At 31.9% G+C, this 24,487-nt stretch carries 29 protein-coding genes and 3 tRNA genes; 24 read left to right on the plus strand and 8 right to left on the minus strand.

Annotation, left to right across the window (positions count from 1 at the left end):
- Positions 1 to 262: 262 nt before the first annotated feature.
- The 8 genes from CPIN18021_RS02090 to ccoG all read right to left on the minus strand — a co-directional run bounded on the left by CPIN18021_RS02090 (position 263) and on the right by ccoG (position 6,205).
- Positions 263 to 339, minus strand: a tRNA-Arg gene (locus tag CPIN18021_RS02090).
- Between the two features lies 1 nt (position 340).
- Positions 341 to 526, minus strand: a complete 186-nt coding sequence (locus tag CPIN18021_RS02095) for a GyrI-like domain-containing protein (protein WP_157886654.1) — start codon at positions 524 to 526, stop codon at positions 341 to 343.
- Positions 492 to 773 carry a hypothetical protein gene (locus tag CPIN18021_RS02100; protein WP_078422959.1) on the minus strand — a complete coding sequence of 94 codons (282 nt, stop codon included), beginning with the start codon at positions 771 to 773 and terminating at the stop codon, positions 492 to 494. The genes CPIN18021_RS02095 and CPIN18021_RS02100 overlap by 35 nt, the downstream gene beginning before the upstream one ends.
- Positions 774 to 827: 54 nt before the next feature.
- Positions 828 to 2,906 (minus strand): elongation factor G, encoded by a 2,079-nt coding sequence (gene fusA, locus CPIN18021_RS02105; RefSeq protein WP_078424308.1) that lies wholly within the window; start codon positions 2,904 to 2,906, stop codon positions 828 to 830.
- An 18-nt stretch (positions 2,907 to 2,924) separates the two neighbouring features.
- Positions 2,925 to 3,395, minus strand: a complete 471-nt coding sequence (gene rpsG, locus CPIN18021_RS02110) for a 30S ribosomal protein S7 (protein WP_069633185.1) — start codon at positions 3,393 to 3,395, stop codon at positions 2,925 to 2,927.
- 72 nt (positions 3,396 to 3,467) lie between these two features.
- Positions 3,468 to 3,851 (minus strand): 30S ribosomal protein S12, encoded by a 384-nt coding sequence (gene rpsL / locus CPIN18021_RS02115; protein ID WP_069633184.1) that lies wholly within the window; start codon positions 3,849 to 3,851, stop codon positions 3,468 to 3,470.
- Positions 3,852 to 4,185: 334 nt separating this feature from the next.
- Positions 4,186 to 4,848, minus strand: a complete 663-nt coding sequence (locus CPIN18021_RS02120; protein ID WP_078422960.1) for a TetR/AcrR family transcriptional regulator — start codon at positions 4,846 to 4,848, stop codon at positions 4,186 to 4,188.
- 40 nt (positions 4,849 to 4,888) lie between these two features.
- Positions 4,889 to 6,205, minus strand: coding sequence for a cytochrome c oxidase accessory protein CcoG (ccoG, locus tag CPIN18021_RS02125; RefSeq protein ID WP_078422961.1), 1,317 nt, complete (start codon positions 6,203 to 6,205; stop codon positions 4,889 to 4,891).
- Positions 6,206 to 6,361: 156 nt separating this feature from the next.
- Here ccoG and rpsU point away from each other — a divergent pair, with 156 nt between their 5' ends.
- From rpsU to CPIN18021_RS02240, 24 genes are all read left to right on the plus strand, one after another.
- Entirely contained in the window at positions 6,362 to 6,574 is a 213-nt protein-coding gene (rpsU, locus tag CPIN18021_RS02130; protein ID WP_069633181.1) for a 30S ribosomal protein S21, read from the plus strand.
- 68 nt (positions 6,575 to 6,642) lie between these two features.
- Positions 6,643 to 7,317, plus strand: coding sequence for a DNA-binding protein (locus CPIN18021_RS02135; RefSeq protein ID WP_078422962.1), 675 nt, complete (start codon positions 6,643 to 6,645; stop codon positions 7,315 to 7,317).
- Positions 7,314 to 7,916, plus strand: a complete 603-nt coding sequence (locus CPIN18021_RS02140; protein ID WP_078422963.1) for a UPF0323 family lipoprotein — start codon at positions 7,314 to 7,316, stop codon at positions 7,914 to 7,916. The genes CPIN18021_RS02135 and CPIN18021_RS02140 overlap by 4 nt, the downstream gene beginning before the upstream one ends.
- A gap of 5 nt (positions 7,917 to 7,921) precedes the next feature.
- Positions 7,922 to 9,103 (plus strand): glutathionylspermidine synthase family protein, encoded by a 1,182-nt coding sequence (locus CPIN18021_RS02145; RefSeq protein ID WP_078422964.1) that lies wholly within the window; start codon positions 7,922 to 7,924, stop codon positions 9,101 to 9,103.
- 2 nt (positions 9,104 to 9,105) lie between these two features.
- Positions 9,106 to 10,035: a D-2-hydroxyacid dehydrogenase gene (locus tag CPIN18021_RS02150; RefSeq protein ID WP_078424309.1), complete on the plus strand. Its 930-nt coding sequence runs from the start codon at positions 9,106 to 9,108 to the stop codon at positions 10,033 to 10,035.
- Positions 10,025 to 10,522 (plus strand): YajQ family cyclic di-GMP-binding protein, encoded by a 498-nt coding sequence (locus CPIN18021_RS02155; protein ID WP_078422966.1) that lies wholly within the window; start codon positions 10,025 to 10,027, stop codon positions 10,520 to 10,522. Before CPIN18021_RS02150 ends, CPIN18021_RS02155 begins: the two co-directional genes overlap by 11 nt.
- 91 nt (positions 10,523 to 10,613) lie before the next feature.
- Complete coding sequence (locus CPIN18021_RS02160; RefSeq protein ID WP_078422967.1) at positions 10,614 to 11,951, plus strand: coproporphyrinogen III oxidase family protein; 1,338 nt, start codon at positions 10,614 to 10,616, stop codon at positions 11,949 to 11,951.
- A 98-nt stretch (positions 11,952 to 12,049) separates the two neighbouring features.
- Positions 12,050 to 12,123: transfer RNA gene (locus CPIN18021_RS02165), tRNA-Cys, on the plus strand.
- 22 nt (positions 12,124 to 12,145) lie between these two features.
- Positions 12,146 to 12,301 (plus strand): hypothetical protein, encoded by a 156-nt coding sequence (locus CPIN18021_RS08975; RefSeq protein WP_180375120.1) that lies wholly within the window; start codon positions 12,146 to 12,148, stop codon positions 12,299 to 12,301.
- Between the two features lie 49 nt (positions 12,302 to 12,350).
- Positions 12,351 to 12,438: transfer RNA gene (locus tag CPIN18021_RS02170), tRNA-Ser, on the plus strand.
- A 114-nt stretch (positions 12,439 to 12,552) separates the two neighbouring features.
- The gene (locus CPIN18021_RS02175; protein ID WP_078424310.1) at positions 12,553 to 12,996 is read left to right on the plus strand and encodes a DUF411 domain-containing protein; all 444 of its coding nucleotides are present in this window, start codon (positions 12,553 to 12,555) and stop codon (positions 12,994 to 12,996) included.
- Between the two features lie 179 nt (positions 12,997 to 13,175).
- Entirely contained in the window at positions 13,176 to 15,953 is a 2,778-nt protein-coding gene (gene napA / locus CPIN18021_RS02180) for a nitrate reductase catalytic subunit NapA (protein ID WP_078424311.1), read from the plus strand.
- A gap of 2 nt (positions 15,954 to 15,955) precedes the next feature.
- Positions 15,956 to 16,708 carry a ferredoxin-type protein NapG gene (gene napG / locus CPIN18021_RS02185; RefSeq protein ID WP_078424312.1) on the plus strand — a complete coding sequence of 251 codons (753 nt, stop codon included), beginning with the start codon at positions 15,956 to 15,958 and terminating at the stop codon, positions 16,706 to 16,708.
- Positions 16,708 to 17,508, plus strand: coding sequence for a quinol dehydrogenase ferredoxin subunit NapH (gene napH, locus CPIN18021_RS02190; RefSeq protein ID WP_078424313.1), 801 nt, complete (start codon positions 16,708 to 16,710; stop codon positions 17,506 to 17,508). Before napG ends, napH begins: the two co-directional genes overlap by 1 nt.
- Entirely contained in the window at positions 17,498 to 18,019 is a 522-nt protein-coding gene (locus CPIN18021_RS02195; protein ID WP_069636897.1) for a nitrate reductase cytochrome c-type subunit, read from the plus strand. Before napH ends, CPIN18021_RS02195 begins: the two co-directional genes overlap by 11 nt.
- 2 nt (positions 18,020 to 18,021) lie before the next feature.
- Positions 18,022 to 18,489 carry a 4Fe-4S dicluster domain-containing protein gene (locus CPIN18021_RS02200; protein ID WP_078424314.1) on the plus strand — a complete coding sequence of 156 codons (468 nt, stop codon included), beginning with the start codon at positions 18,022 to 18,024 and terminating at the stop codon, positions 18,487 to 18,489.
- Positions 18,486 to 19,421, plus strand: coding sequence for a WD40 repeat domain-containing protein (locus tag CPIN18021_RS02205; protein WP_078424315.1), 936 nt, complete (start codon positions 18,486 to 18,488; stop codon positions 19,419 to 19,421). Before CPIN18021_RS02200 ends, CPIN18021_RS02205 begins: the two co-directional genes overlap by 4 nt.
- Positions 19,418 to 19,753, plus strand: a complete 336-nt coding sequence (locus tag CPIN18021_RS02210) for a chaperone NapD (RefSeq protein ID WP_157888037.1) — start codon at positions 19,418 to 19,420, stop codon at positions 19,751 to 19,753. The genes CPIN18021_RS02205 and CPIN18021_RS02210 overlap by 4 nt, the downstream gene beginning before the upstream one ends.
- A gap of 99 nt (positions 19,754 to 19,852) precedes the next feature.
- Entirely contained in the window at positions 19,853 to 20,287 is a 435-nt protein-coding gene (locus CPIN18021_RS02215; RefSeq protein ID WP_078423749.1) for a Dps family protein, read from the plus strand.
- 237 nt (positions 20,288 to 20,524) lie between these two features.
- Positions 20,525 to 21,121 carry a sulfurtransferase-like selenium metabolism protein YedF gene (gene yedF / locus CPIN18021_RS02220; protein WP_078422976.1) on the plus strand — a complete coding sequence of 199 codons (597 nt, stop codon included), beginning with the start codon at positions 20,525 to 20,527 and terminating at the stop codon, positions 21,119 to 21,121.
- Positions 21,118 to 22,140, plus strand: a complete 1,023-nt coding sequence (gene selD / locus CPIN18021_RS02225) for a selenide, water dikinase SelD (protein WP_418226053.1) — start codon at positions 21,118 to 21,120, stop codon at positions 22,138 to 22,140. The genes yedF and selD overlap by 4 nt, the downstream gene beginning before the upstream one ends.
- A 94-nt stretch (positions 22,141 to 22,234) precedes the next feature.
- Positions 22,235 to 23,293 carry an OmpA family protein gene (locus CPIN18021_RS02230; RefSeq protein ID WP_078424317.1) on the plus strand — a complete coding sequence of 353 codons (1,059 nt, stop codon included), beginning with the start codon at positions 22,235 to 22,237 and terminating at the stop codon, positions 23,291 to 23,293.
- A gap of 37 nt (positions 23,294 to 23,330) precedes the next feature.
- Complete coding sequence (locus CPIN18021_RS02235) at positions 23,331 to 23,981, plus strand: HAD family hydrolase (RefSeq protein ID WP_078424024.1); 651 nt, start codon at positions 23,331 to 23,333, stop codon at positions 23,979 to 23,981.
- A 155-nt stretch (positions 23,982 to 24,136) separates the two neighbouring features.
- Complete coding sequence (locus CPIN18021_RS02240) at positions 24,137 to 24,481, plus strand: DUF302 domain-containing protein (protein ID WP_078424318.1); 345 nt, start codon at positions 24,137 to 24,139, stop codon at positions 24,479 to 24,481.
- The last annotated feature ends 6 nt before the right edge of the window (positions 24,482 to 24,487 follow it).

Genomic DNA, 24,487 nt, shown 5'->3' on the forward strand with positions numbered 1-24,487 from the left:
ATACAAAGATTGCAATAATGCCTGAGTATTTTTAATAAAAGATTATTGTCAGGATAGATTATTTAGTTACCCTGACTTTTTTGAGTGTTGTCTCCGCTCCTCAAAGTAGATTTAGTTATATTAAAAACTTATATATAACTTATTATTTTTTTAATTATGCATAAAATATAACTATAAAAGGCTTTGTTTGGTTATAAAAAATACTTACAATAAATTATATAAAGTTATATTTTTGGTGGCTTCTAAAAGGTTTTAAATAAGGTGGTGTCCCCAACAGGATTCGAACCTGTGGCCTCAAAATTAGGAATTTTGCGCTCTATCCAGCTGAGCTATGAGGACATTATAAAATTGATATATAAATTTCTACTTTATTATTATCAATGTATTTTTCAAAATCAGTAGTATAAGTTCTTTTTATGGTGCTATTTTCAAAAAAATGCCAAATTTCTTGCCATAGTTCTATAACAATTTCTGGAATTCTACCCTCTTTTTTAAAAACTAGATATTTTCCTTTTTTGTATCTCAACAGTGTCTAAAGTTTGCTTTTTTGAATTTTTTGTTCCAACCAAGATATCATATTTTCCAAAATGTTTATCTTTGTAATTGAAATAAACTCCATATTTAACATTACTTTCGTTAGATACACCACTTTTAAAAAAATTATTCCATAATTTGTCTATTACGGAAGTTTTTAAATCAGATTCATCTTTATTGGTTGTGGTGGCTTTAAAACCAGTTATTTTAAAAGATTCATTTATACTAACTTCATTCATTGTTAAACTTTCAAAGTGCAGGGTAGTTTTTACCCTGCATTATAAGTAAACTAATTAACCATTTCTCTTTTTAATGATTTCATCGCTAACATTTTTAGGAACTTCTTCATAGTGATCAAATTCCATAGAGTATGTTGCGCGACCTTGAGTTTGGCTTCTTAGGTCTGTTGAGTATCCAAACATAGCAGCTAGTGGGCAAAATGCAGTTACTATTTTGTTTCCACTTCTGTCATCCATAGAGTTGATTTGTCCACGGCGTTTATTAAGATCGCCTATAACATCACCCATATACTCTTCCGGAGTCTCAACTTCAACTTTCATCATAGGCTCAAGTATTACAGCGCCAGCTTTTCTAGCACCTTCCTTAAATCCCATAGATGCAGCTAATTTAAATGCCATCTCAGAACTATCAACTTCGTGGTAGCTTCCATCAAATAATGTAACTTTTACATCTTCAACAGGGTATCCCGCTAAAACACCGTTTTGTAAAGCTTCTTGACAACCTTTGTCTACTGCAGGTATGTATTCTTTAGGAACAACACCACCCTTGATATCATTAACAAATTCATATCCACTTCCTGGCTCTAAAGGCTCAAGACGTAAGAATACGTGTCCATACTGACCACGACCACCAGATTGTTTTGCATATTTGTATTCTTGCTCAACTGTTTTTCTTATAGTTTCTCTGTAAGCAACTTGTGGTTGTCCTACTTCAGCATCAACTTTAAATTCTCTAAGCATACGATCAACAATAATTTCAAGGTGAAGCTCGCCCATACCTGAAATAATAGTCTGTCCGCTTTCTTCATCTGTTCCAACTCTAAAGCTTGGATCTTCTTGTGCAAGTTTCTGTAAAGCAATGGCCATTTTTTCTTGGTCAGCTTTTGTTTTAGGTTCAACAGCAACGCTAATAACTGGATCTGGGAAATCCATTCTTTCAAGGATAACATGATCTTTATCGCTTGATAGTGTATCACCTGTTAGTGTATCTTTTAGTCCAACTACAGCGCCTATCTCACCTGCATGTAAAACACTAATTTCTTCTCTTTTGTTTGAGTGCATTTTAAGTAAACGGCCAATTCTTTCTTTTTTACCTTTTACTGGGTTGTAGGCATAGCTTCCGCTCTCCAAACTACCACGATACACACGAACGAATGTAAGTTGTCCAACAAATGGATCTGTCATGATTTTGAATGCAAGACCTGCAAACTCGCCATCATCTGTAGAATCAACCACAACCTCTGTGCCATCTTCATACTCGCCTTTTATTGCAGCAACTTCATCAGGGGCAGGTAGATATTCAACAACAGCATCAAGTAGTGGTTGAACGCCTTTGTTTTTAAATGCTGTTCCACAAAGCATAGGTATGATTGCCATAGAAAGACAACCAGCTTTTAAACCTTTTTTGATTTCATCTGTTGTTAGCTCTTCACCACCAAAGAATTTTTCCATTAAAGCATCATCTGTTTCAGCGATAGATTCTACCATTTTTGCTCTATACTCTTCTGCTTTTTCTTTTAGTTCCGCTGGAATTTCTTTTTCTACAAATGTAGTTGGTTTATTTTCATCTTCCCAAACAAGAGTTTTCATAGTAACCAAATCAACTACACCTTTGAAGTTATCTTCAGAACCTATAGGAATTTGTATAGGCACAGGATTTGCTTTTAGTCTGTCTTTTATTTGTTGCTCAACATTAAAAAAGTTAGCACCAGTTCTATCCATTTTGTTTACAAAAACCATTCTTGGAACACGGTATTTGTTTGCTTGTCTCCAAACTGTTTCAGATTGAGGTTGAACCCCACCAACAGCACAAAAAACAGCAACAGCACCATCTAGAACACGCATAGAACGCTCAACTTCAATAGTAAAATCAACGTGTCCCGGAGTGTCGATTAGGTTAATTTGGTGTTCTTTCCAAAAACAAGTTGTAGCAGCTGAAGTAATTGTTATACCTCTTTCTTTTTCTTGCTCCATCCAGTCCATTGTTGCAGCACCATCATGAACTTCACCTATTTTATGACTCATACCTGTAAAGTATAAAATTCTCTCACTAGTTGTTGTTTTACCAGCATCTATGTGTGCGGCAATACCAATGTTTCTAACCATATGTAATGGTGTTTTTCTGTTTGACATAAAATTCCTCTCTTAATCTTACCAACGATAATGAGCAAATGCTTTGTTAGCTTCTGCCATTTTGTATGTATCTTCTTTTTTCTTAAATGAAGCACCTTTTGAATTTGCAGCATCAAATAGCTCATTAGCAAGTTTTTCTATCATAGTTCTTTCGCTTCTTTTTCTAGCAAAAGTTATTATCCAGCGAATAGCTAATGCTTGTTGTCTTGCTGGACGAACTTCGATTGGCACTTGGTATGTAGCACCACCAACACGACGAGATTTAACTTCCATTATAGGTTTAACATTTTCGATAGCGTCATTAAATACATCTATACCTTTTAAATCAGCACCTTTTTTTTCTATAGCTTTTATAGCACCATACATTATTTCAGTAGCTACACTTTTTTTTCCATCATACATAAGCGAGTTGATAAATTTAGTAATTACTTTATTTGCATAAATCGGATCAGGTAAAACTTCCCTTACAGGGGCTTTTCTTCTTCTCATTTTATTCCTTCAAATTTAAAAATTTTACTCAAACTAGGCTAAAACTTGAGCTAGTCTGCATATATTATTATTTTACTTCTTAGCTTCTTTAGGGCGTTTAGCACCATATTTAGAGCGAGAAACTGTTCTTTTTGCTACACCAGCTGTGTCTAATGCACCACGAACGATGTGATACTTAACACCCGGTAAGTCTTTAACCCTACCACCACGAACTAGAACTATTGAGTGTTCTTGTAGGTTGTGGCCTTCTCCGCCTATATAGCTAATAACTTCAAAGCCACTAGTTAATCTAACTTTGGCAACTTTTCTAAGAGCTGAGTTTGGCTTTTTAGGAGTAGTTGTATAAACTCTCGTGCAAACTCCTCTTCTTTGAGGGCACTCTTTAAGTGCAGGTGATTTTGACTTGTAAGTCACCTTCTTACGTTCATTTCTGACCAATTGATTTATGGTTGGCACAGTAATTCCTTTCAACTAAATTTATAAAAAAGACCTAATTTTATTTAAAATTTCCTTAAATATAAGTAAAACACTATATAAAATAAAATTTTTCAAATTATTTTTGATAATTTTTATATTGTGGATTTGTATTAAAATTCTTATTATAAAACTATAATCTATAAATATATTTTTATGTCTATAAATTTTGTTTTTATTTATTTCTTAAAAACAGAAAATACACATTAATAATCTTGCATTTTGATTGAAATTTGATTTATAATAATTTTAATTTTTTTGATTAATTTGCAGATTATATAAAATATACACCTAATAAAAATAGGTGTATTTTATTTTATTTTTTACATGCTCCATATAAAAAAATTTCAACTATGTTTTTAGCCATCATCTCTTTTCTTTTTTTTGTAGGGCTTTTTATCTCTTTATTTCCAAGCCAAAGTGTATGTGTGTAAAAAGGATCTCTTATTAATGCACAAAACTTATAAGCAAGTGTTTCGCTCTCTGTATAAGATTCTTTTTCTTCCGATATCGGAAGCTCTAGGTCTTTTAATTGTGATTTTATCTCTTCTCTTTCAAAGTATTGTATTAAAAGGTTTACACTCTTTGATACAATGCTTTCATATAAAATTCTCCCAAGTCCAGGATTTTTATATGTTTCACTAATGACAATTCTAGAAAGTTCTATAACTTCTATCCTATAAAAAATTTCTATGTAGCTAATAGCAAATTTATATAAATATTCATCTAAATTATTAGTGTCTTTCAATTTTACACTTTTTTCAAGATTTTCTTGGAAGTCACTAAATTTTTTATCTAGTATAGCCTCAAAAAGGCCTTCTTTGTTTGTAAAAAATTTATATATACTAGCAAGTGAACCACCACTTTTACGAACCAAGTCGTTTAAACTAGTTCTTTCATATCCGTTTTGTAAAAATAGTTCAAGCCCTACTTGTATGAAATTATCATATCTCTTCTGACCCTTGTTTGAAATGCTCATATTCTTATTGTACCTTCCTTAAAAATGTAAAATTATAATTTTACCGTATTTTTTTAGGATAAACAAATATCGTATCTCTATCTACATTTATCAAGTCTTTGCTGTCATCTGCAAATGCCTTTATTTTTATCTTTGTAGGAATGTCTTTTGTTGAATTTTGATTTAAATTTTCCGATGCTAATGTAACAATAATCTTTTTCTTGTAACCAGCCTTTATGCCAAATGGTTTTTTTGGAGATAGAATTTTGATATTTGTGTTGTTTGTGTCAAAAAAGTATGAGTGGTCTTTTTTGTCTGTATTTTGAAATAAAAATACATAGTAATTTTCTACGATATTATTATCTACAATCTTATAAAGTTCGCTTGTCCTATTTATATTTAAAAGCATGTTTTCTTTTTTTCCGCTCATTAAAAATAAAACAACACAAGCTATTGTTAAAACAACGCAGTAAGCGATAGTTCTAAAGCGAGCAAATTTTACTTTTGTATTGTTTTGAGTTGCATTTTGACTTGTCCATGTTATTAAAGATGTTTTCCCTAGTTTTTGCATAACCGAAGAACAGGCATCTATACATTCTAAGCAGTTTATACAATCAAGTTGCATACCTCTTCTTATGTCTATGTGCGTAGGGCATATCTTTACACAAGATTCACAGCCAGTGCATTCATCAATCTCATTTGGAGGTTTTTTCCATAGTTTTACTGCTCCGTCAAATATCTTTCCGCCACGTTTTTCATTATATATAACTTGCATTGTATCGTTGTCAAACATGACAGATTGTATCCTTGCATAAGGACATATGTAAATACAAAATTTTTCAGCCAAGAAAGCGATGTCAAATACAAGCCATGATGTTATGATTGCTAAAATTCCAATTAAAACTTTATGTTCGGATGGATTTAATAAGTAATCAAGAAAATAGTCACTAGGTATAAAATACAACATAAAATTACAGGCTATGATAAATGAAACACAAGTCCAAATAACAATAGCCACAATGCTCTTGATTCCGTTTTGCGTATCCTGTTGCTTGTTTTTTACATTTTTTCTGATTTTTAGAAGTTTGGTCTGTAATAAATCTCTATAAAATGTTCTAAAAATGGTTTGTGGACAACTCCAGCCACACCATACTCTACCACCAAGTGTTGTCATAAAAAATATAAATAAAAATAGTATTATAAAAACAAAAGGCATTAAATATAGTTCTTGCATATCAAACTTGATAAAAAATAGATTAAGCTCTTTTTGATCAAAATTTAATAAAAATAAGTGGTTATCGTTTACCTTAAAAAACGGTAAAAACATGGCTATACAGGTAATTATAAAAAAACTCAAATACCTTTTTTTTGCATACATTTTAGCCCCTAATGTTAAAAATATTACTATTTAAGTTAAATAAATATATTGTGTAGATTATAACCCTGTGCTGCTAAAATAATCTTTAAATTTGGAAAATTTAGCTTTTTAAGATATAATCGCCGACTAATCTTATTTTGAAAGGTGGTGAGGAGAGTGCCAGGAATTAAGGTACATCCTAATGAGTCTTTTGACGAGGCTTACAGGAAATTTAAAAAACAAGTTGACCGTAACCTTGTAGTAACAGAAGTAAGAGCTAGACGTTTTTTTGAACCTATGACAGAAATTCGTAAAAAGCAAAAAATTGCTGCTCGCAAAAAGATGCTTAAGCGTCTTTATATGCTTAGACGTTACGAGTCAAAACTCTAACCAAAATATAGCTGATTGTTTTTTAGTAATCAGCTATCATTTTTTATGCTTTCTTTTTTGGAGATATAATGCAAAAAATGCTAGTAAGCGAGGCTGCAGATTTTTTAAACATCACAAAAGAAGCAGTTTATAATAGAATACGAAGAGGCTCTTTAAAATCAATTGAAGAAAATGGGCATAAATTTGTTTTATTCGGCATAGACAATGATTCGGATTTAAATAAAAAAGAAGATAAAAAAACTACTAAAACCACCAAAAATACAAAAAAACAAAATGCAAAAGATAGTGATTTTGTAGAGTTTTTATTAAATGAGCTAGCAGAATTAAAAGAGAAAAATACTTTGTTGCAACAAGACAAGGAAGAGCTGTTTAGACAAAAAGAACAAATGCTTATAGAAGGTAAAAAAGAACTCATCTCTATATATAAAGATAGAGATGAAAAGCTCATGCAATTTTTAAATGCTATGCAAAAACCGCTTTTACAACATAAACAAAGTGATGGTTATGATATTGAAGAAGACAAAGAATCTGTAATAGATGCACAAGTAGATGAGATAAGTGATAAAAAATACATAAGCTTGGATGATTATTTAGACCAATTAAATTTAAGTTCTGTAAAAATTAAAAAAATAGAAAAAAAGATTATAAAACAAATAAATAAAAGTAAGTTTGTAAAGTTTAAAAATGGATTGGTTCTTGTTAGGAAAAATAAAACAATCAAGCAGATATTAGGAGAAATATGAAACACATAAAAAAGATAGCAACTTATGCAGCGATTGGTGGTTTTGGAGCTTTGGTTATGGCTGGACTTAGTGGTTGTGGAAATGACAATAGCTTTGAACAATCATCAAAGTCCCAAGTTCAAAAGGGCGCTTTTGTGGTTATAGAAGAGACTGCTCCAGGAAAGTATAAGGTGAGAGAAGAGTATCCTAGTAGCGAAACAAGAGTTGTTTTAAAATCTCTTGATGGTAGCGAAAGAGTTCTTACAAAAGAAGAGATGGATGATCTTGTAGCAAGAGAAAATGCAAAAATTGATAATGGAACTTCAAACTTAACAAATCCAGATGCGCAGGTTTCAAATGGTGGAGCAGGCCTTGGTGAGATATTGCTTAGCTCGGCAGCCGGTGCTATTATCGGTAGCTGGATAGGAAATAAGCTTTTTGGAAATCAAAATTTTCAAAACCAAAGACAAACAGCATATAAAAGCCCTAGTGCTTATTCAAGAAGTGCTGATAGCTTTAAAAAAGCAAAAGCAACTTCTTCAAGAGCTGGTAGCGGAAAGAGTGGATTTTTTGGCGGTGGAAGTAAATCAAGTGGTTCAAAGCAAAGTTTTGGAGGGTGATATAAATGATAAAATTAAAAAAAATACAACCGCTAAATAATGAATTTTTAGAACAAATAGGCTTTACATGGCATACAGATGAAGATAACACATCTTATGTAAGTGATGAAATTATACAGGTTGAGCAATATGAAGCAGAAGCTTACTATGAAGCAACCAATGAGCTTTATGATATGTTTATAAATGCGGCTGAGTATGTAATTGAAAATAATTTATTTCACGAGGTTGGTATTCCTTTTAATCTTGTTGAATTGATAAAACAAAGCTGGGAAAATGATGTTCATTGGCATTTATACGGAAGATTTGATTTAGCTGGTGGTCTTGATGGTAAGCCGATTAAACTTATTGAGTTTAATGCAGATACACCAACCGCTGTTTTTGAGACAGCTATTATCCAATGGGCTATGCTTAAGTTTAATAAAATGGATGAAGATTTACAATTTAATGATTTGTATGCTGGCTTGGTTGAAAATTTCAAAAGATTGGTGACTTTAAGCGAGGATACAAGTGAGTTTGATAAATTTTATGAGGGTTGGAAGATACTTTTTAGCAGTGTAGCTGGAAGTATTGAAGATGAAAATACAACAAAACTTCTTAAAAATGCAGCCACGGAGGCTGGGTTTCAGACAGAATTTGCTTATGTGGATGAGGTTAAATTTAGCGATGAAGATGGTATTTTTAAAGATGATGAAAGTTATGAGTATTGGTTTAAGCTAATTCCTTGGGAGGATATAGCTATACAAGAGGGTGAACTTGCTTTGATACTAAAAAATATTTTACAAAACCAAAAGGCTATTGTTTTAAATCCGGCTTATACTTTGCTATTTCAAAGCAAAGGGATACTTAAAATTTTATGGGATTTATATCCAAATCATCCTTTATTACTTCAAACAAGCGACAAGCCATTAGATGGTAAAAAATGTGTAAAAAAACCTATCTTTGGTAGAGAAGGGGCTAATGTTTCTATTATAGAAGCAAATGGGGAAATAAGCAGTAAAAATGGTGGCGAATACGATGAAAGTAAGGCCATATATCAAGAATTTTATGAGTTTAATAAAGATGAAAAAGGTAGTAACTATCAAGCAGGTGTGTTTTTTGCGTATGAGGGTTGTGCTTTAGGATATAGAAAAGGTGGAGATATTTTAAACAATACATCCAAGTTTGTAGGACATTTCATAAAGGATTGATAATGAAAATAGTTTGTCTTGATACACTTACTTTAGGCGATGTTGATTTAAGCATATTTAATCGTTTTGGTGAGTTTATAACTTATGAAAAAACTGATGCTTCTCAGACAATCCAAAGACTAAAAGGGGCAGATGTTGTTATAACAAATAAGGTTTTAATAACAAAAGAGGTTATTGATGCTTGTGATTTAAAACTTATTTGTGTTAGTGCTACAGGCACAAACAATATAGACATGGAGTATGCAAAGCAAAAGCAAATTCCGGTTAAAAATGTTGCTGGATATTCTACAAATAGTGTTGCTCAACAAACATTTGCTTCAATTTTATATGTATTAAATGAAGTAAGATATTATGATGATTATGTTAAAGATGGTAGATGGGTAAAAAGTGATATTTTTACACATTTAGACAAAAGCATATTTGAATTAGCTGGTAAAAATTTTGGAATTATAGGTCTTGGAGAAATCGGCAGAAATGTTGCAAAAGTCGCTTCAGCTTTTGGTGCTAATGTGAGTTATTATTCAACAAGTGGCAAAAACTCAAATCAAGAATATACCAAGCTTAGTCTAGAAGAACTTTTAAAAACTTGCGATATTGTAAGTATTCATGCCCCTTTAAATGAAAATACAAAGGGTTTAATAGGCGAAAAAGAGCTTGAGCTTATGAAAGATGGCGCTATCATAGCAAATTTTGGTAGAGGCGGTATTGTTGATGAGAGTGCTTTGGCGAAAGTTATAGACAGTAAGAATATAAAAGCTTGCATTGATGTTTTGGTGCATGAACCCATAGAATCAGAAAATAAGCTTTTAGAAGTAAAAAATAAATCAAATTTAATAATAACACCTCATGTGGCTTGGGCTAGTTTTGAAGCTAGAAAAAAACTAATAAGCTTGATGGTTAAAAATATAGAGGATTTTTTAGATGGCAAGTGAACATAGCTTTGATGTAAGTGCAGAAGTAAATTTAATGGAAGTTAAAAATGCTATTGAGATAGCTAAAAAAGAGCTTGCGAGTAGATATGATTTTAAGGGTATTACCGCAGAAATAGAGTTAAATGAAAAAGATAAAATCATAACATTAACTTCCACAAGTGATAATAAGCTAGATGCTTTAAAAGATATAGTTGTTTCAAAACTCATAAAGCGAAACATACCACCAGTGGCACTTAGTGAACAAAAAAGAGAGCCAGCAAGTGGTGCAAATATGAGAGCTTTGCTTAAATTAAATGATACCTTAGATGGCGATAATGCAAAGAAAATTACAAAAGCTATCAAGGAATTAAAGCTTAAAGTTAATGCAACAATTAGAGGAGAAGAGGTAAGGATAGTTGGAAAAAGCATAGATGATTTACAAGAGTGTATAAAAGCGATAAAGGCATTGAATTTAGAATTGCCTATTAGCTTTAAAAATTTAAAATAATTTTTTTTATTTCACTGTAAGTTTTATATTAGTTGTTTTTGGTTATCCTATTAAATTATTTTTATCAAAATTAAAAAAAAAGGGTTTATAAATGGGTCTTAAAAAAATAGTTGAAAGCTTGGCCGTTCGTTATGCTCATAATTCTATACAAAAGTCTCTTTATAGCGAATTTAATATAAAAATATTGAATCAGGATAACCAATATAGTAAAAAACCAAAAGAAGGCAAGAGTTATATGTTATATGCTCATGTGCCATTTTGTCATACATTCTGTCCATACTGTTCTTTTCATAAGTATCAATATGAAAAAGACCTAGCAAAAATATATTTTGAAAATTTACGCCTTGAGATGAGGCAAATGAAAGATGTTGGATTTAATTTTAACTCTTTGTATGTTGGCGGTGGAACTACTTTAATAAACGAAGAAGAGCTAGAAAAAACACTTATTTTAGCGAAAGATCTTTTTGATATAAAAGACATTTCTGCTGAAAGTGACCCAAATCACATATCTCCTGAAAGTTTGACAAGATTTAAGGGGTTGATTGATAGATTAAGTGTTGGTGTTCAAAGCTTTGATGATGATATTTTAAAAAAAGTCGGAAGATACGAAAAATTTGGAAGTTCAAAAGATGTTCAAGAAAAATTAAAAAAAGCTTTAGGGTTTTTCCCAGCTTTAAGCCTGGATCTTATTTTTAATCTTCCAAATCAAACAACTGAGCAATTATTAAATGACATAAAAATAGCAAAACAGATAGCTCCTGAGCAAATCACTCTTTATCCTCTTATGAAGTCAAACTTAACAAGAGATTCTATAGCTAAATCGCTTGGTGTTTCAGATGTCGATAATGAACGCGAGTTTTATGATATTATATGTGAGAATTTCAAAGACTATTACCAAAGTAATGCATGGGCATTTTCTAAAGAAAAGATGAATTTAAAAGATGAATATGTCGGTTCAAACGATGAATATGTCGGCATAGGAAGTGGTGCTTTTAGCTTTTTAAATGGCGAGCTTGTAATTAATGCATTTAATTTGTTTGATTATGGAAGAAAAGTTAAAAATGGAGATAGTGCTATTATAGCAAAGTGTGGATTTGATAAAAAAGAGACATTAAAATATAGACTTTTGATAAAACTTTTTGATGGTATGCTTGATGTAAAATCTTATAACACACAAAATAATGCAAATTTATATAAAGATTTGGCATTTGAGGTTAATATGTTAAAGCTTATAGGTGCTATACGAGAAGAAAACGGAGTTATTTATCCTAGTGATTTTGGAAGATATATATGTCTTACTCTTATGCGTGATTTTTATGCTGGGATGGATAGGGTTCGTGCTATTTTTAAAGATGATGCAAAGATTAAAAGCTCAAAAATGCTTAGAATTATGAGCAAAGAGCATGATGTTGTAAATCAAGATAGTTAAAAGTTTTATTTAATTTATTTATTGTTTTATTTGTATAAAATTTATTTTTCTATTGACTTATTTCTTATTTTATTGTAAGATGTTGTCTTTAAAATTTTGGCGACATGGCCAAGCGGTAAGGCATGAGCCTGCAAAGCTTTGATCCCCGGTTCGAATCCGGGTGTCGCCTCCATAAAATTTTAAAAGGTTTTTATATGAAAAATGCTTTATTTATATTTTTTGTTTCTTTGTTTTTTGTAGCATGTTCTAGCACATGGAATGGTGTTAAAGATGATGCCAAAGGTGCTAAAGAGTGGACAAAAGAGAAGGTAAATAAAGGCGCAACATATATTAAAGAAAAAACTGAATAAATTAGGAAAATTTAAGATTTTTCTGGTATAATTCAACTTCTTTATTAGTCGGGAGATGGCTGAGCGGTCGAAAGCGGCGGTCTTGAAAACCGTTGAGGGTAACACCTCCTGGGGTTCGAATCCCTATCTCCCGGCCATTTTAATTTACTTTTGTCTTATATTTATTATCTATCAATACCTTATCTTTCTAATTAAATTATCTTTTGGTAAAATATTTGAAATTTGTATAATTTTTACTAAAAAGGACTTAAATGAAAAAAATTGTTTTATCTAGTTTGGTTCTTGTTGGCTTATTACAAGCTCAGATGATTGAAGTTTATAAATCTCCTAGTTGTGGATGTTGTTCTAATTGGGAAAAAAATATGAATCAAAATGGTTTTGAAACTAAAGAGATAAAAACAGATGAAATAATATCTATAAAATCTAAATACAAAGTTCCATTAGAACTATCATCTTGCCACACAGCTGTTGTTGATGGTTATGTTGTTGAGGGACATGTTCCTGCCGATGAGATAAAATCTCTTTTAGCAAAAAAACCAAAAGATGTTTTAGGAATTAGTGTTCCTGGAATGCCACTTGAAAGTCTTGGTATGGAGCAAGGAAGTGTGCCAGAAACTTATGATGTAGTTGCTTTTAAAGAGGACGGTTCAAGGGAAGTTGTTGCTACATATATAGGAAGTAAAAAAATTAAATAAATTATTCTTATTTAAAGTATGGTTAATCCATACTTTATGTTATACTGTCTTATATAAATTATACTTATGTTTTTTAATGCTTTTAATTCCATAGTTTAAATTAATTGATTTGTATCAAGGTGTTTTAAATAAAAATTAAATATTATAATAAAATTGATTTTAGTCTTAAAGGAGAAAATATGAACAGAAGAGATTTTATAAAATCAGCTGCTGCTTCTGCTGCCTGTGCTAGTGCTGGCATAAGTGTGCCTAGCGGTTTGTCAGCAAATGAGGGTGAAAAAGGTTGGCGATGGGACAAGGCAGCTTGTCGTTTCTGTGGGACTGGTTGTGGTATTATGGTTGCTACAAAGGGTGGCAAGATAGTTGCTGTAAAAGGGGACCCAGAAGCACCTGTAAATCGTGGCTTAAATTGTATTAAGGGTTATTTTAATGCAAAAATTATGTATGGTGAAGATCGTATAATTCATCCACTTTTGAGAGTAAACGAAAAAGGTGAGTTTGATAAAAAAGGTAAGTTTAAACAAGTTAGTTGGCAACAAGCTTTTGATGTTATGCAAACTCAGTTTAAAAAAGCATACGATGAGCTTGGACCTCACGGTATAGGTATATTTGGCTCAGGTCAATATACTATCCAAGAAGGATACGCTGCTGCTAAGCTTATGAAAGCTGGTTTTAGAAGTAACAATATAGATCCAAATGCTCGTCACTGTATGGCTTCTGCTGTTGTGGCTTTTATGCAAGTTTTTGGTGTTGATGAACCATCTGGCTGTTTTGATGATATAGAGCTAACAGATACTATAGTTACTTGGGGAGCAAATATGGCAGAAATGCACCCTATACTTTGGTCTAGGGTTAGCGATAGAAAGCTTAGTGACCCTGAAAAAGTAAAGGTCGTAAACTTAACCACTTACTCTACAAGAACTTCAAATTTAGCAGATATAGAGATAGTTTTCTCTCCATCTACTGACTTAGCTATTTGGAACTATATAGCAAGAGAGATAGTTTATAACCACCCTGAGATGATAGATATGGATTTTGTGCAAAAGCACTGCGTATTTACAACAGGTCCGGCTGATATAGGTTATGGTTTAAGAGATGATATAAAACACAAAAAATACTCTCCAAGTGAGCTAGATATAGCTTCAAAAGAAAAATCAAAAATAGTAAGTGAAGCTGAGGGTGTTACTCTTTCTTATCTTGGTTTAAAAGCTGGAGATACACTTGAAAATAAAAATACTAAAAAAGCTGGTAGTCACTGGCATATAACATTTGATGAGTTTAAAAAAGCACTTGAGCCTTATACGCTTGATTTTGTGGCTAAACTTGCAAAAGGAAATCCAAATGAAAGCATTGAAGAATTTAAAGAAAAGCTAAAAACTTTAGCTGATTTATATATAGAACAAAATCGTAAAGTTGTAAGCTTTTGGACTATGGGATTTAACCAACACCAAAGAGGCACTTGGGTAAATGAACAAGCCTATATGGTGCATTTCTTACTTGGCAAACAAGCCCTTCCTGGTTCTGGTGCATTTTCTCTTACAGGACAACCAAGTGCTTGTGGAACAGCTCGTGAGGTTGGAACATTTGTTCATAGGCTTCCCGCTGATATGGTTGTAGGAAATCCTAAGCATAGAGAGATCGCTGAAAAAATATGGAAACTTCCAAAAGGCACTATAAATAGTGTTGTTGGCTCTCACTATGTTAAGCTAATGAGAGATTTGGAAGATAGCAAGGTTAAGTTTGTATGGGTTCAGGTAAATAACCCTTGGCAAAATACAGCAAATGCAAACCACTGGATAAAAGCAGCAAGGGAAATGGATAACTTTATAGTTGTTTCTGACCCTTATCCTGGTATATCTGCTAAGGTTGCTGACCTTATCTTACCTACTGCGATGATATATGAAAAATGGGGTGCTTACGGTAACGCTGAGCGTAGAACGCAGCATTGGAGACAGCAAGTATTACCTGTAGGTGAAGCGATGCCTGATATTTGGCAAATACTTGAGTTTTCAAAGAGATTTAAAATAAAAGATTTTTGGAAAGAGACAAAGTTAAATGACAAAGTAACTCTTCCTGATGTTTTAAGCGAAGCAAAAAGCATGGGTTATAGCGAAGATGATACATTGTTTGATGTATTGTTTGCAAACGAAGAGGCAAAAAGCTTTAGTGCTGATGATGATATCATGCAAGGCTTTGACAATACAGAAGTTTTTGGAGATAGTAGAAAAGTTATTGGTTCTGATGGTAAAGAATTTAAAGGCTATGGATTTTTCATTCAAAAATATCTTTGGGAAGAGTATAGAAAATTTGGCTTAGGTCATGGGCATGACCTCGCTGATTTTGATACTTATCATAGGGTTAGAGGTCTTAGATGGCCTGTTGTTGATGGTAAAGAAACTCAGTGGAGATTTAATACAAAATTTGACCCTTATGCTAAAAAAGCTGCTCCAGATGAGAAATTTGCATTTTATGGAAACAAAGCAGCTGCACTTTCTAGTGGAAATTTAACAGGTGTAACAGATAAAGATAAAAAATCACTTGCAAACAAGGCTAAAATTTTCTTTAGACCTTATATGGAACCTTGCGAAATGCCAAGCGAAGAGTATCCATTCTGGCTATGTACTGGCCGTGTTTTAGAGCATTGGCATTCAGGTACTATGACTATGCGTGTTCCTGAGCTTTACCGTGCTGTTCCTGAGGCACTTTGCTATATGAGCGAAGAGGATGCTAACAAACTTGGCGTAGAGAAAAATGATATAGTTTGGGTAGAATCAAGAAGAGGCAAAGTAAAAGCTAAGGTTGAGCTAAATGGTAGAAACAAGCCACCTATGGGGCTTGTTTATGTGCCTTGGTTTGATGAAAATGTATTTATAAATAAAGTTACATTAGATTCAACTTGCCCACTTTCAAAAGAAACTGATTATAAAAAATGTGCAGTTAAAATTTACAAGGCTTAATCTTGCTAGATAGACGAGAAGTTTTAAAATTTACAGCAAAAGGCATAGCGCTTGGTGTTGCTGGTGGATTTATCTTTAAAGAAGTAGCTAGTGCCAAAAGCACTACTCTTCTTCGCCCACCAGGAGCAAAGCAAGAAAGCGAGTTTTTAAAAAGCTGTATTCGTTGTGGGCTTTGTGTTGTTGAATGCCCATTTGATACATTAAAACTAGCAGATATAAAAGATGGCATTGCGGTCGGCACTCCATTTTTTGAACCAAGAAAGACACCTTGTTATATGTGTACTTCATTGCCTTGTGTTACCGCCTGTCCTACAAGTGCTTTAGATACTAGTTTGGTTAGTACTAAGGGTAAATTAGATGCGAGTAAATCAAAAATAGGTGTAGCTGTTGTTGATATGAAGCATTGTGTTGCTTACTGGGGTATTCAGTGTGATGCCTGTTATAGAGCCTGTCCATATATAGACAAGGCTTTATATCTTGAATACAAAAGAAATGACAGAACTCAAAAACACGCATTTTTACTTCCTGTTGTTGATAGTGATATTTGCACCGGATGTGGGCTTTGTGAAAGGGTTTGTATCACACAAGATCCAGCCATTGTGGTAATGCCACGAAATAAAGTCGTTGGTAAAGTAGGTGATAATTATATAAAAGGTTGGGATAGCAAAGATGAAAATAGACTTAATAATACAAGCACAGATATAAAACTTGATAGCAAAAAAGCAATTGATTATTTAAATGATGAGGAATTTTGATGAAAGTTTTATTTTTTAGAAGATTTATTCAAATTTCCTTACTTGTCTTGTTTATATCTAGCAACTACTATGGACTAAGTCTTTTAAAAGGCGATTTTAGTTCATCTTTGATTTTAAACACAATACCTTTAAGTGACCCTTTTGCTGTTTTACAGCTAAGTTTGGCTGGTTTTAGTGTAGGGTTTAGTGCTATTTTTGGAGCTTTTATTGTATTTATGTTTTATGCTTTGATAGCACCAAGAGCTTTTTGTTCGTGGGTTTGTCCTGTCAATTTATTTGTTGACATGGCTTTTAAGCTTAGAGAAAAATTTGGCTTTAATAAAGAAAAAAAGTTATTAAATTTAAGCAAAAAAACTAGATATTTTCTGCTTTTATTTACTCTTATCTTTTCTTTTATGCTATCTTTTGCCGCTTTTGAAAGTGTGAGTTATATAGGTTTATTAGCTAGAGCTATTATATTTTTAAACTCTTCTGTTTTTGGCATTATTTTATGCATTATTGTTTTTGAGATGTTTATAATGCAAAGAGGAATTTGTTCGCACTTATGCCCCCTTGGAGCATTTTATGCAATTATCTCTAGATTTTCGTTTATTCGTATTGCTCATGACTTAGACCATTGCACAAAATGCAATAAATGCAAGATAGTATGTCCTGAAGTTCAGGTTTTAGATATGATAGGTAGGCGTAGTGATTTTGTCAAAAACACAGAGTGTATAAGCTGTGGGCGTTGTATAGATGTTTGTGATGACAACGCTTTGAAATTTAGTATTAGAAATTTAAGGAGAAAAAATGAAAATTAAAATAATATCATCAGCTATTTTAGTTTTTTTGATGGCTGCTTGTGATATGCCTTCAAAAACTGTTAGCGATACAGAAATAGGCATTAGGAAGGTTGAGCTTTCTAATGAAAAAGATGTGGTATTAAAAGATATTAATTGGACGGCTGCTCCAGCTGGGGAATCAAAAAAGTTTGATCGTTCTTTTGAAAATGCACCACCTTTTATACCTCATGATACGGAGGGTTTAGTGCCTATTACAAAAGATATGAATATGTGTGTTACTTGTCATATGCCTGAGTTTGCAGCTGATAGCGGAGCTACAGCTATACCAGCTTCTCACCTTTATGATATAAGAAATAAAAAAGATTTGCAGGGTGTGTTAGATGATGAGAGATTTGTTTGCACAACTTGCCATGTGCCACAAGCAAATACGGATACGCCTTTTAAAAATAATTTCAAAGCTGATTTTAGAAATCCAGATTCAAAAACAAAGTCAAACTTGCTTGAAATTTTAAATGATGGCGTTCGCTAAAAGTGCAGCGCAGAGAGCTATTTGGTAAATTTTTGGGTGCAAATAAAAATGCGCCCAAATTTATAACCCCACCTTATTTTAGTGGAGAGTTTGATTGTAAAGATTGTTTAGCACCTTGCGTTGATAGCTGCGATAGAGAGCTACTTAGCTTAAAAGAAGATAGGATTGTTTTTGAAGTTAAAGAGCTTGGTTGTAATTTTTGTAAAGATTGTGCCTTGGCTTGTGAGCAAAATCAAACAAATGTATTAAATATAAACAATCCTTCAAAAATAATAGCAAAAACAAGTATAGATACAAGCACTTGCTTAGCTTGGAATGGGGTTATTTGTTATAATTGCCAAGATGTTTGTAGATTTAATGCGATAAACTTTTTTGGTGTATTTAGACCTATGATAAATGATAAATGTGTAAATTGTGGCGAGTGTTTTTATGTATGTTTTAAGAGATCAATATCAATGAGGGCAGTATGAAGATTGTTTTTTGTATTTGTATGTCTATGATTTTTGCTTTTTGTGATGTTTTGAAAGTTCCTTATAAAACGGTAGAACTAAATGCAAATGTTTTAAATGTAGCTTTTGTAAATGATAATCTTTATATAGCTACGGATGATGGCTTGGTAATGGATTATGATATCAAAAATGATAAATCTACAAATATACTAACTTTAAAAAAGATAAAGAATTTTTTTAATGATAACAATAATCCCAAGGTCTTAAGCATAGATGAGCTTAATGGCAAAGTGATTGTTTTGGCAGAAGGTGATTTTGGTGATAGGATTATTTATCTTGTAAAAAATGGTATAGCTACTAAACAAAAACTTCAAAACCAGTCTATAAAAAAAGCCTATTTTTTAGATGATGCAAATGTAGTTTTGGGTTCGCTTAGTAATGAGCTTTATTTTTTGAGCTTGAATGATAATAAAATTTATAAAAATACCAAACTATCCACAGCCTCTATGTCAGATATGAAGTTAAGTATTGACAAAAAAATGCTTTGTGTTGCAACTGAGGGTGGTAAGGTTTATTTTTATGACATCTTAAAGGATAAGATTATAAATACACTAGATATTCATAAAGATAAAATATATAGTATTGATTTTAAAGAAAATACCTTGATAAGCGGTAGTGTTGATAAGTTTGCGGGTGTTTATAAAGATGGAAAAATAGATAAAATAAAGACTGAATTTTTAGTTTATGCCGTTGGCTTAAGCCCTGATTCTAATATCGGTGCTTTTGTGAATGGAGAGTTAAATGATGTTGATATAATAAACACAAGAAATTTATCAAAAATAACCACTTTAAATACAAAGCAAGATGCTATAAATGATATTATTTTTATAAGCAACAATAAGCTTATAACTACCGCTTACGACAAAAAATTATTATTTTGGAGGATAGATTGAATATTTCAAGTGTGATTATATATGTAGATAAGCCTGATTTGGTTGATGAGGTTTTGGCTAGAGCAAAAGAGGTAAAAGATTGTGAGATTATAACTCATGAAGGGATTAAAATAGTAGCCGTTATAACTGTAGATAGTGTAAATGAAGAGGTTAAGAAATTTAAAGAGTTAGAAGCTATAAGCGGTGTTAGCTCTGTTGCTATGGCTTATACCTATCAAGAAGATATAGAGTTTGATAAAGACAAGATAGATATAAGTGATATGCTTAAAAACGATGATATAAAAGCAGAGGATATAGTCTATAATGGAAGTGTAGGGTATAAGATAAAATAATTAATTTTATTAATCAATAATTTTTATTATTTAGTTTATGATGTATTAAATATTTTGTGATATAATTTTAATAATTTATAAAGATATAAAGGAGACAAAATGTCAAAAGTAATCGCTCAATTAAATCAAATACAAGCTGATACTCATGCTTTATATATAAAACTTCATGATTTGCATTGGAATGTAAAAGGAATTCAGTTTTATAGCATACACGAGTATACAGAACAAGCTTATGAAGATATGCATGATATGTTTGATGATATTGCTGAAAGAGCTATAATGCTAGGCGGTAAAGCTATAGTAAAAGGTGATGAACTATTAAAGATGTCTCATATAACACATACTCCAAAAGATAGCTATGCTCCAACAGAAGTATTAGAATTAGTATTAGCTGATTATAAACACCTATTAGGTGAGTTTAAAAAATTAGATGAATTAGCTGAGGGTGATACTACAACTCAAGCTTATGCTCAAGAAAAGATAGCTAAATATGAAAAAAGCATTTGGATGCTTGAATCTAGTTTAAACAAATAATACAAACACAACAAAAAATAAAATAAAAGATAGAGAAAAACTCTCTATCTTTTAACTAATTATTCTCTTTATTTATAATATTTTAAGAAATTTAAATTCTTTTTTTATTTTTGTTTTTCATTATGTTTTTTTGATATTATATCACTTTAGAAATTTTAAACTTACAAAATATGCTTTTTTATTTAATGTGCTTAAGTATAATTTTGAAATGAAATTTATAATAAAATAGGAGATAAAATGCAATTGGATTGTAGAGGGCTTGTATGTCCTGAACCTGTTATAAGAACAAAACAACAACTAGAGCAGATAAAAGATGGCGATAAGCTTGAAATTTTAGTAAATGAAAAAGCACCGTTTGAAAACATCTCTCGTTTTTTAAACTCTCAACAACAAGAATTTGTTGTGGAAAACTTAAACGGTGATGAGAAAAAGATAGTTTTAAATAAAAAAGCAAAAATTACAGATATAAATATATCTGATTATGATTGTAATTTATCTTTAAAAAATAAAAAAGTAATATATCTAAATGAAGATAGGGCTGGAAGTGGAGTTGTTGGAGAGGTGCTTTTATCGAAACTACTTGGTGCTTTTTTGCAAGTAGATAATAAACCTTATGCTGTTTTATGTGTAAACAATGCCGTTAAAATGACTACAAATAGAGCATCAGCTTCGTTTGAAGTTTTGAAGAAATTTCAAAGTATAGGTGTTGAAGTGCTTAGTTGCGGAAGTTGCTTGGAGGCTTATGGTTTGGTTGATAAGCTTGGAGTCGGTAAGATTAGTAATGCTTATGAGATAGCTGATTTGCTAAGTAATTACGAGATGATTAAATTATGATATATGATAACAAAAAACTAACAAAATTTGTTCGTTCTGCGGGCTGAGCTGCCAAGCTTGACCCGTCGGGTCTAAACAAAAGCATAGATAAGCTAAGTCTTGGAAATGAAAAATTGTTAACAGGTATTAAAAACAACGAAGATGCAAGTGTCTTTTTGATAAATGATGAACTTGCTCTTGTACAAACTTTGGATTTTATAACGCCTGTTGTAGATGATCCGTTTTTGTATGGTCAGATAGCAGCAGCAAATTCACTAAGTGATATTTTTGCTATGGGAGCTAGGGTTACAAATGCTCTTAATATAGTTGGCTTTGATAGTTGCAACTTTGATACAGGTGTGCTTGATGAAATAATGCAAGGCGGACTTGATAAGGTAAAAGAGTGCGGTGGTGTGATTGTTGGTGGGCATAGTGTTCAGACAACTGAGATGTATTATGGTCTTAGTGTCCTTGGGGTAAGTCATCCTTTGAAATTCTGGGCTAACAACACTGCAAAAAATGGAGATGTTTTAATACTAACAAAGCCACTTGGAACAGGAGTTTTAAGCACTTGTATAAAAGCAGATATGCTAAATGAAGCTCAGATAAAAGAGGCTGTAGATGTCATGTCCAAGCTTAATTGTTATGCAGTGGATGCTATGTGTGATATAAGAGTAAATGCTTGCACTGATGTTACTGGTTTTGGATTTTTAGGACATCTTAGCGAAATGGGAAGAGATGATATATCGTTTGAAATTTTTGAAAAAGAAATTCCTGTAATTGAATATGCTAAAGAGATGGCTGATATGGGTTTTGTTCCAGCTGGGAGTTATAAAAATAGAGATTTTTGCTCTAAGTTTATAAACAAAGATGTTGATATTTTATTTTTTGATGCCCAAACATCAGGAGGACTTATATTAGCTATTGATGAAAAAGATTGTAAAAAAGCTCTGCAAAGACTTATTGATTGCGGTTACGAGGACTCTAGAATAATTGGGGTTGTAAAACAACGCAATAATAGACTTATTGATATAGTTTGATTTGTATTGTTAATTTAATCCAAATAATTTATTTACAATTTTTTGATATAATTTATACTTAAACAAAAATTACAATTTATTGAAAGGCTTTAATATGAAAAAGATCGCTTTAGCTTTAGTTTCTGCAAGTGCTATTTTTGCAGCTGACATGGCTTATAATTATGAGGTAACTCCTACAGTTGGCGGAGTTAGATCAGAGGGAAATTTAGATTTAACAAGAGATCAGTTTAATATTGGAATTACAGCGGCTAGAAATTTAGAAGATATGTTTTTTGATCAAATTCAAGTAGGAATGAATTATACTCGTAATATCAAAGAAACTATAATGGATTCTAAAACAAAAGAAAATGTGACAAGAAAAGGTCACGCTACAAGATATCATGCTGATGTTGTTAAGAATTTAATTGATTTTAGTGATAATGTTGGTGCTTATGGTCTTGTTGGTGCTGGATATGAAGATATATCTCAAAAATTTATTGCAAATGAAAGAGGCGGTTTTGGTGAGTATGGTCTAGGACTTAGATTTCAAGTTACAGACAATTTTGCTTTAAAGGCAGAAGCTAAAGATGCTATCAAATTTGATCATGGTGATCACAACTGGTTTTATACACTTGGATTTGCAATCGGCTTAGATGCTAAAAACACTCCGGCACCTATGGTTAAGCCTGAGCCTATCGTGGTTGAACAAATGCCTATAGTTGAACCTGAGCCTGTTTCTATGGATGATGACAACGATGGTGTTATAAATGAATTAGACAGATGTCCAAACACTCCAGCAGGTGTTGTTGTTGATGAAAATGGTTGCGAAAAAGTTATAATACTTAGAGATTTGGATGTAAACTTTGCATTTGACAGCTATAAAGTTAGTGTATCTTATGCAGAAGAGATTAGAAAAGTAGCTGAGTTTATGTCTGAAAATCCAGCTTATAGAGTATTATTAAAAGGTCATACTGATAGCGTTGGCGCAGAAGCTTATAACCAAAAACTATCTGAAAAAAGAGCAAATGCTGTTTCACAAGCACTTCAATACTTTGGTGTAGATGCTAGTAAAATCAAAACAGTTGGTTTTGGTGAGACACGCCCAGTAGCTCCTAATAACACAAAAGAAGGACGCGCTGAAAATAGACGCGTTGAAGCTACTTTTAGTAAGTAATTCTTAAGGTTGCTATTTGGCAACCTTTTTTAATCACATGAAAAAAACTATATTATTTGATTTAGATGGGACTTTGATAGACTCTACTCCGGCTATACTTGAAAGTTTTAAAGTTGCTTTTGATTTTTATGGCGAGATGAAGTTGGATGAAGAAAAAGCAAAGTCGCTTATAGGATATACTCTAGAAGACATATTTTTAGGCCTTGGCGTTAAACAGGATATGGTGCAAAATTATTTTAATGTTTATAGAGACCATTATAAAAATGTCTATCTACCAAAGACAACACTTTTGCCTTATGCGAAACAAGCTGTTATGAAAGCATATGAATTTGCTGATTTGGGTGTAGTTACGACAAAAAGTTCTAAATTTTTATCACCTCTCTTAAATAATCTTGAAATAGGAAAATACTTTTCTGTATTTGTTGGTAGAAATGATGTTATAAATCCTAAGCCAAATGCAGAGCCTGTTGAATTAGCACTTACAAAACTTAATAAAAATAGCCCTGAGTATAAAAAAATATCATTTATGGTAGGCGATACTCCTCTTGATACGGGTGCTGCCATTAATGCAGGCGTGATACCTTTAAGTCTTACTTGTGGTTATGGTACTTATGAAATTTTATCACAAACAAATGATAAAATATTTGACAATCCTCTTGAAGCTGTTTTGTTCGCTGAGAAATTTTAATAATTAAATATTTTTCCTAATTTATATTATATTGATAAAATTTAGATTATTTTAAAAAGGTGTTTTTATGAAAAAAATATTTATACTGGCATTGTTTGCTTGTTTGTCTTTTTCTAACTCAAATTTAATGAAATTACAAACAAATTTAAGTGTTGATGAGGCTACAAAAAAAAGCTGTTGAAATTTTAAAAAGTAAACAATTAAAAGTTTTTGATATTATAGAGCATTCAAAACTAGCAAAAGATGTTGGCCTTGATATGGGTGATACAACTGTTGTGATTTTTGGATCGCCAAAGGTTGGAACGCTATTAATGCAATGTTCAAACGAGATAGCCATAGAACTACCTCTTAAGTTTTTGATATACAAAAACCAAGATAAGACAATCTTAGCCTATGAAGATATTAAACAAATAGCAAAAAGATATAATGCTCAAGACTGCAAAATAGTATCAAAGATAAGCGAAGTTCAAAATAAACTTTCACATGCGATAGCGAACTAAAATAAT

The sequence above is a fragment of the Campylobacter pinnipediorum subsp. caledonicus genome, from assembly GCF_002022005.1.
Taxonomy (GTDB): domain Bacteria; phylum Campylobacterota; class Campylobacteria; order Campylobacterales; family Campylobacteraceae; genus Campylobacter_A; species Campylobacter_A caledonicus.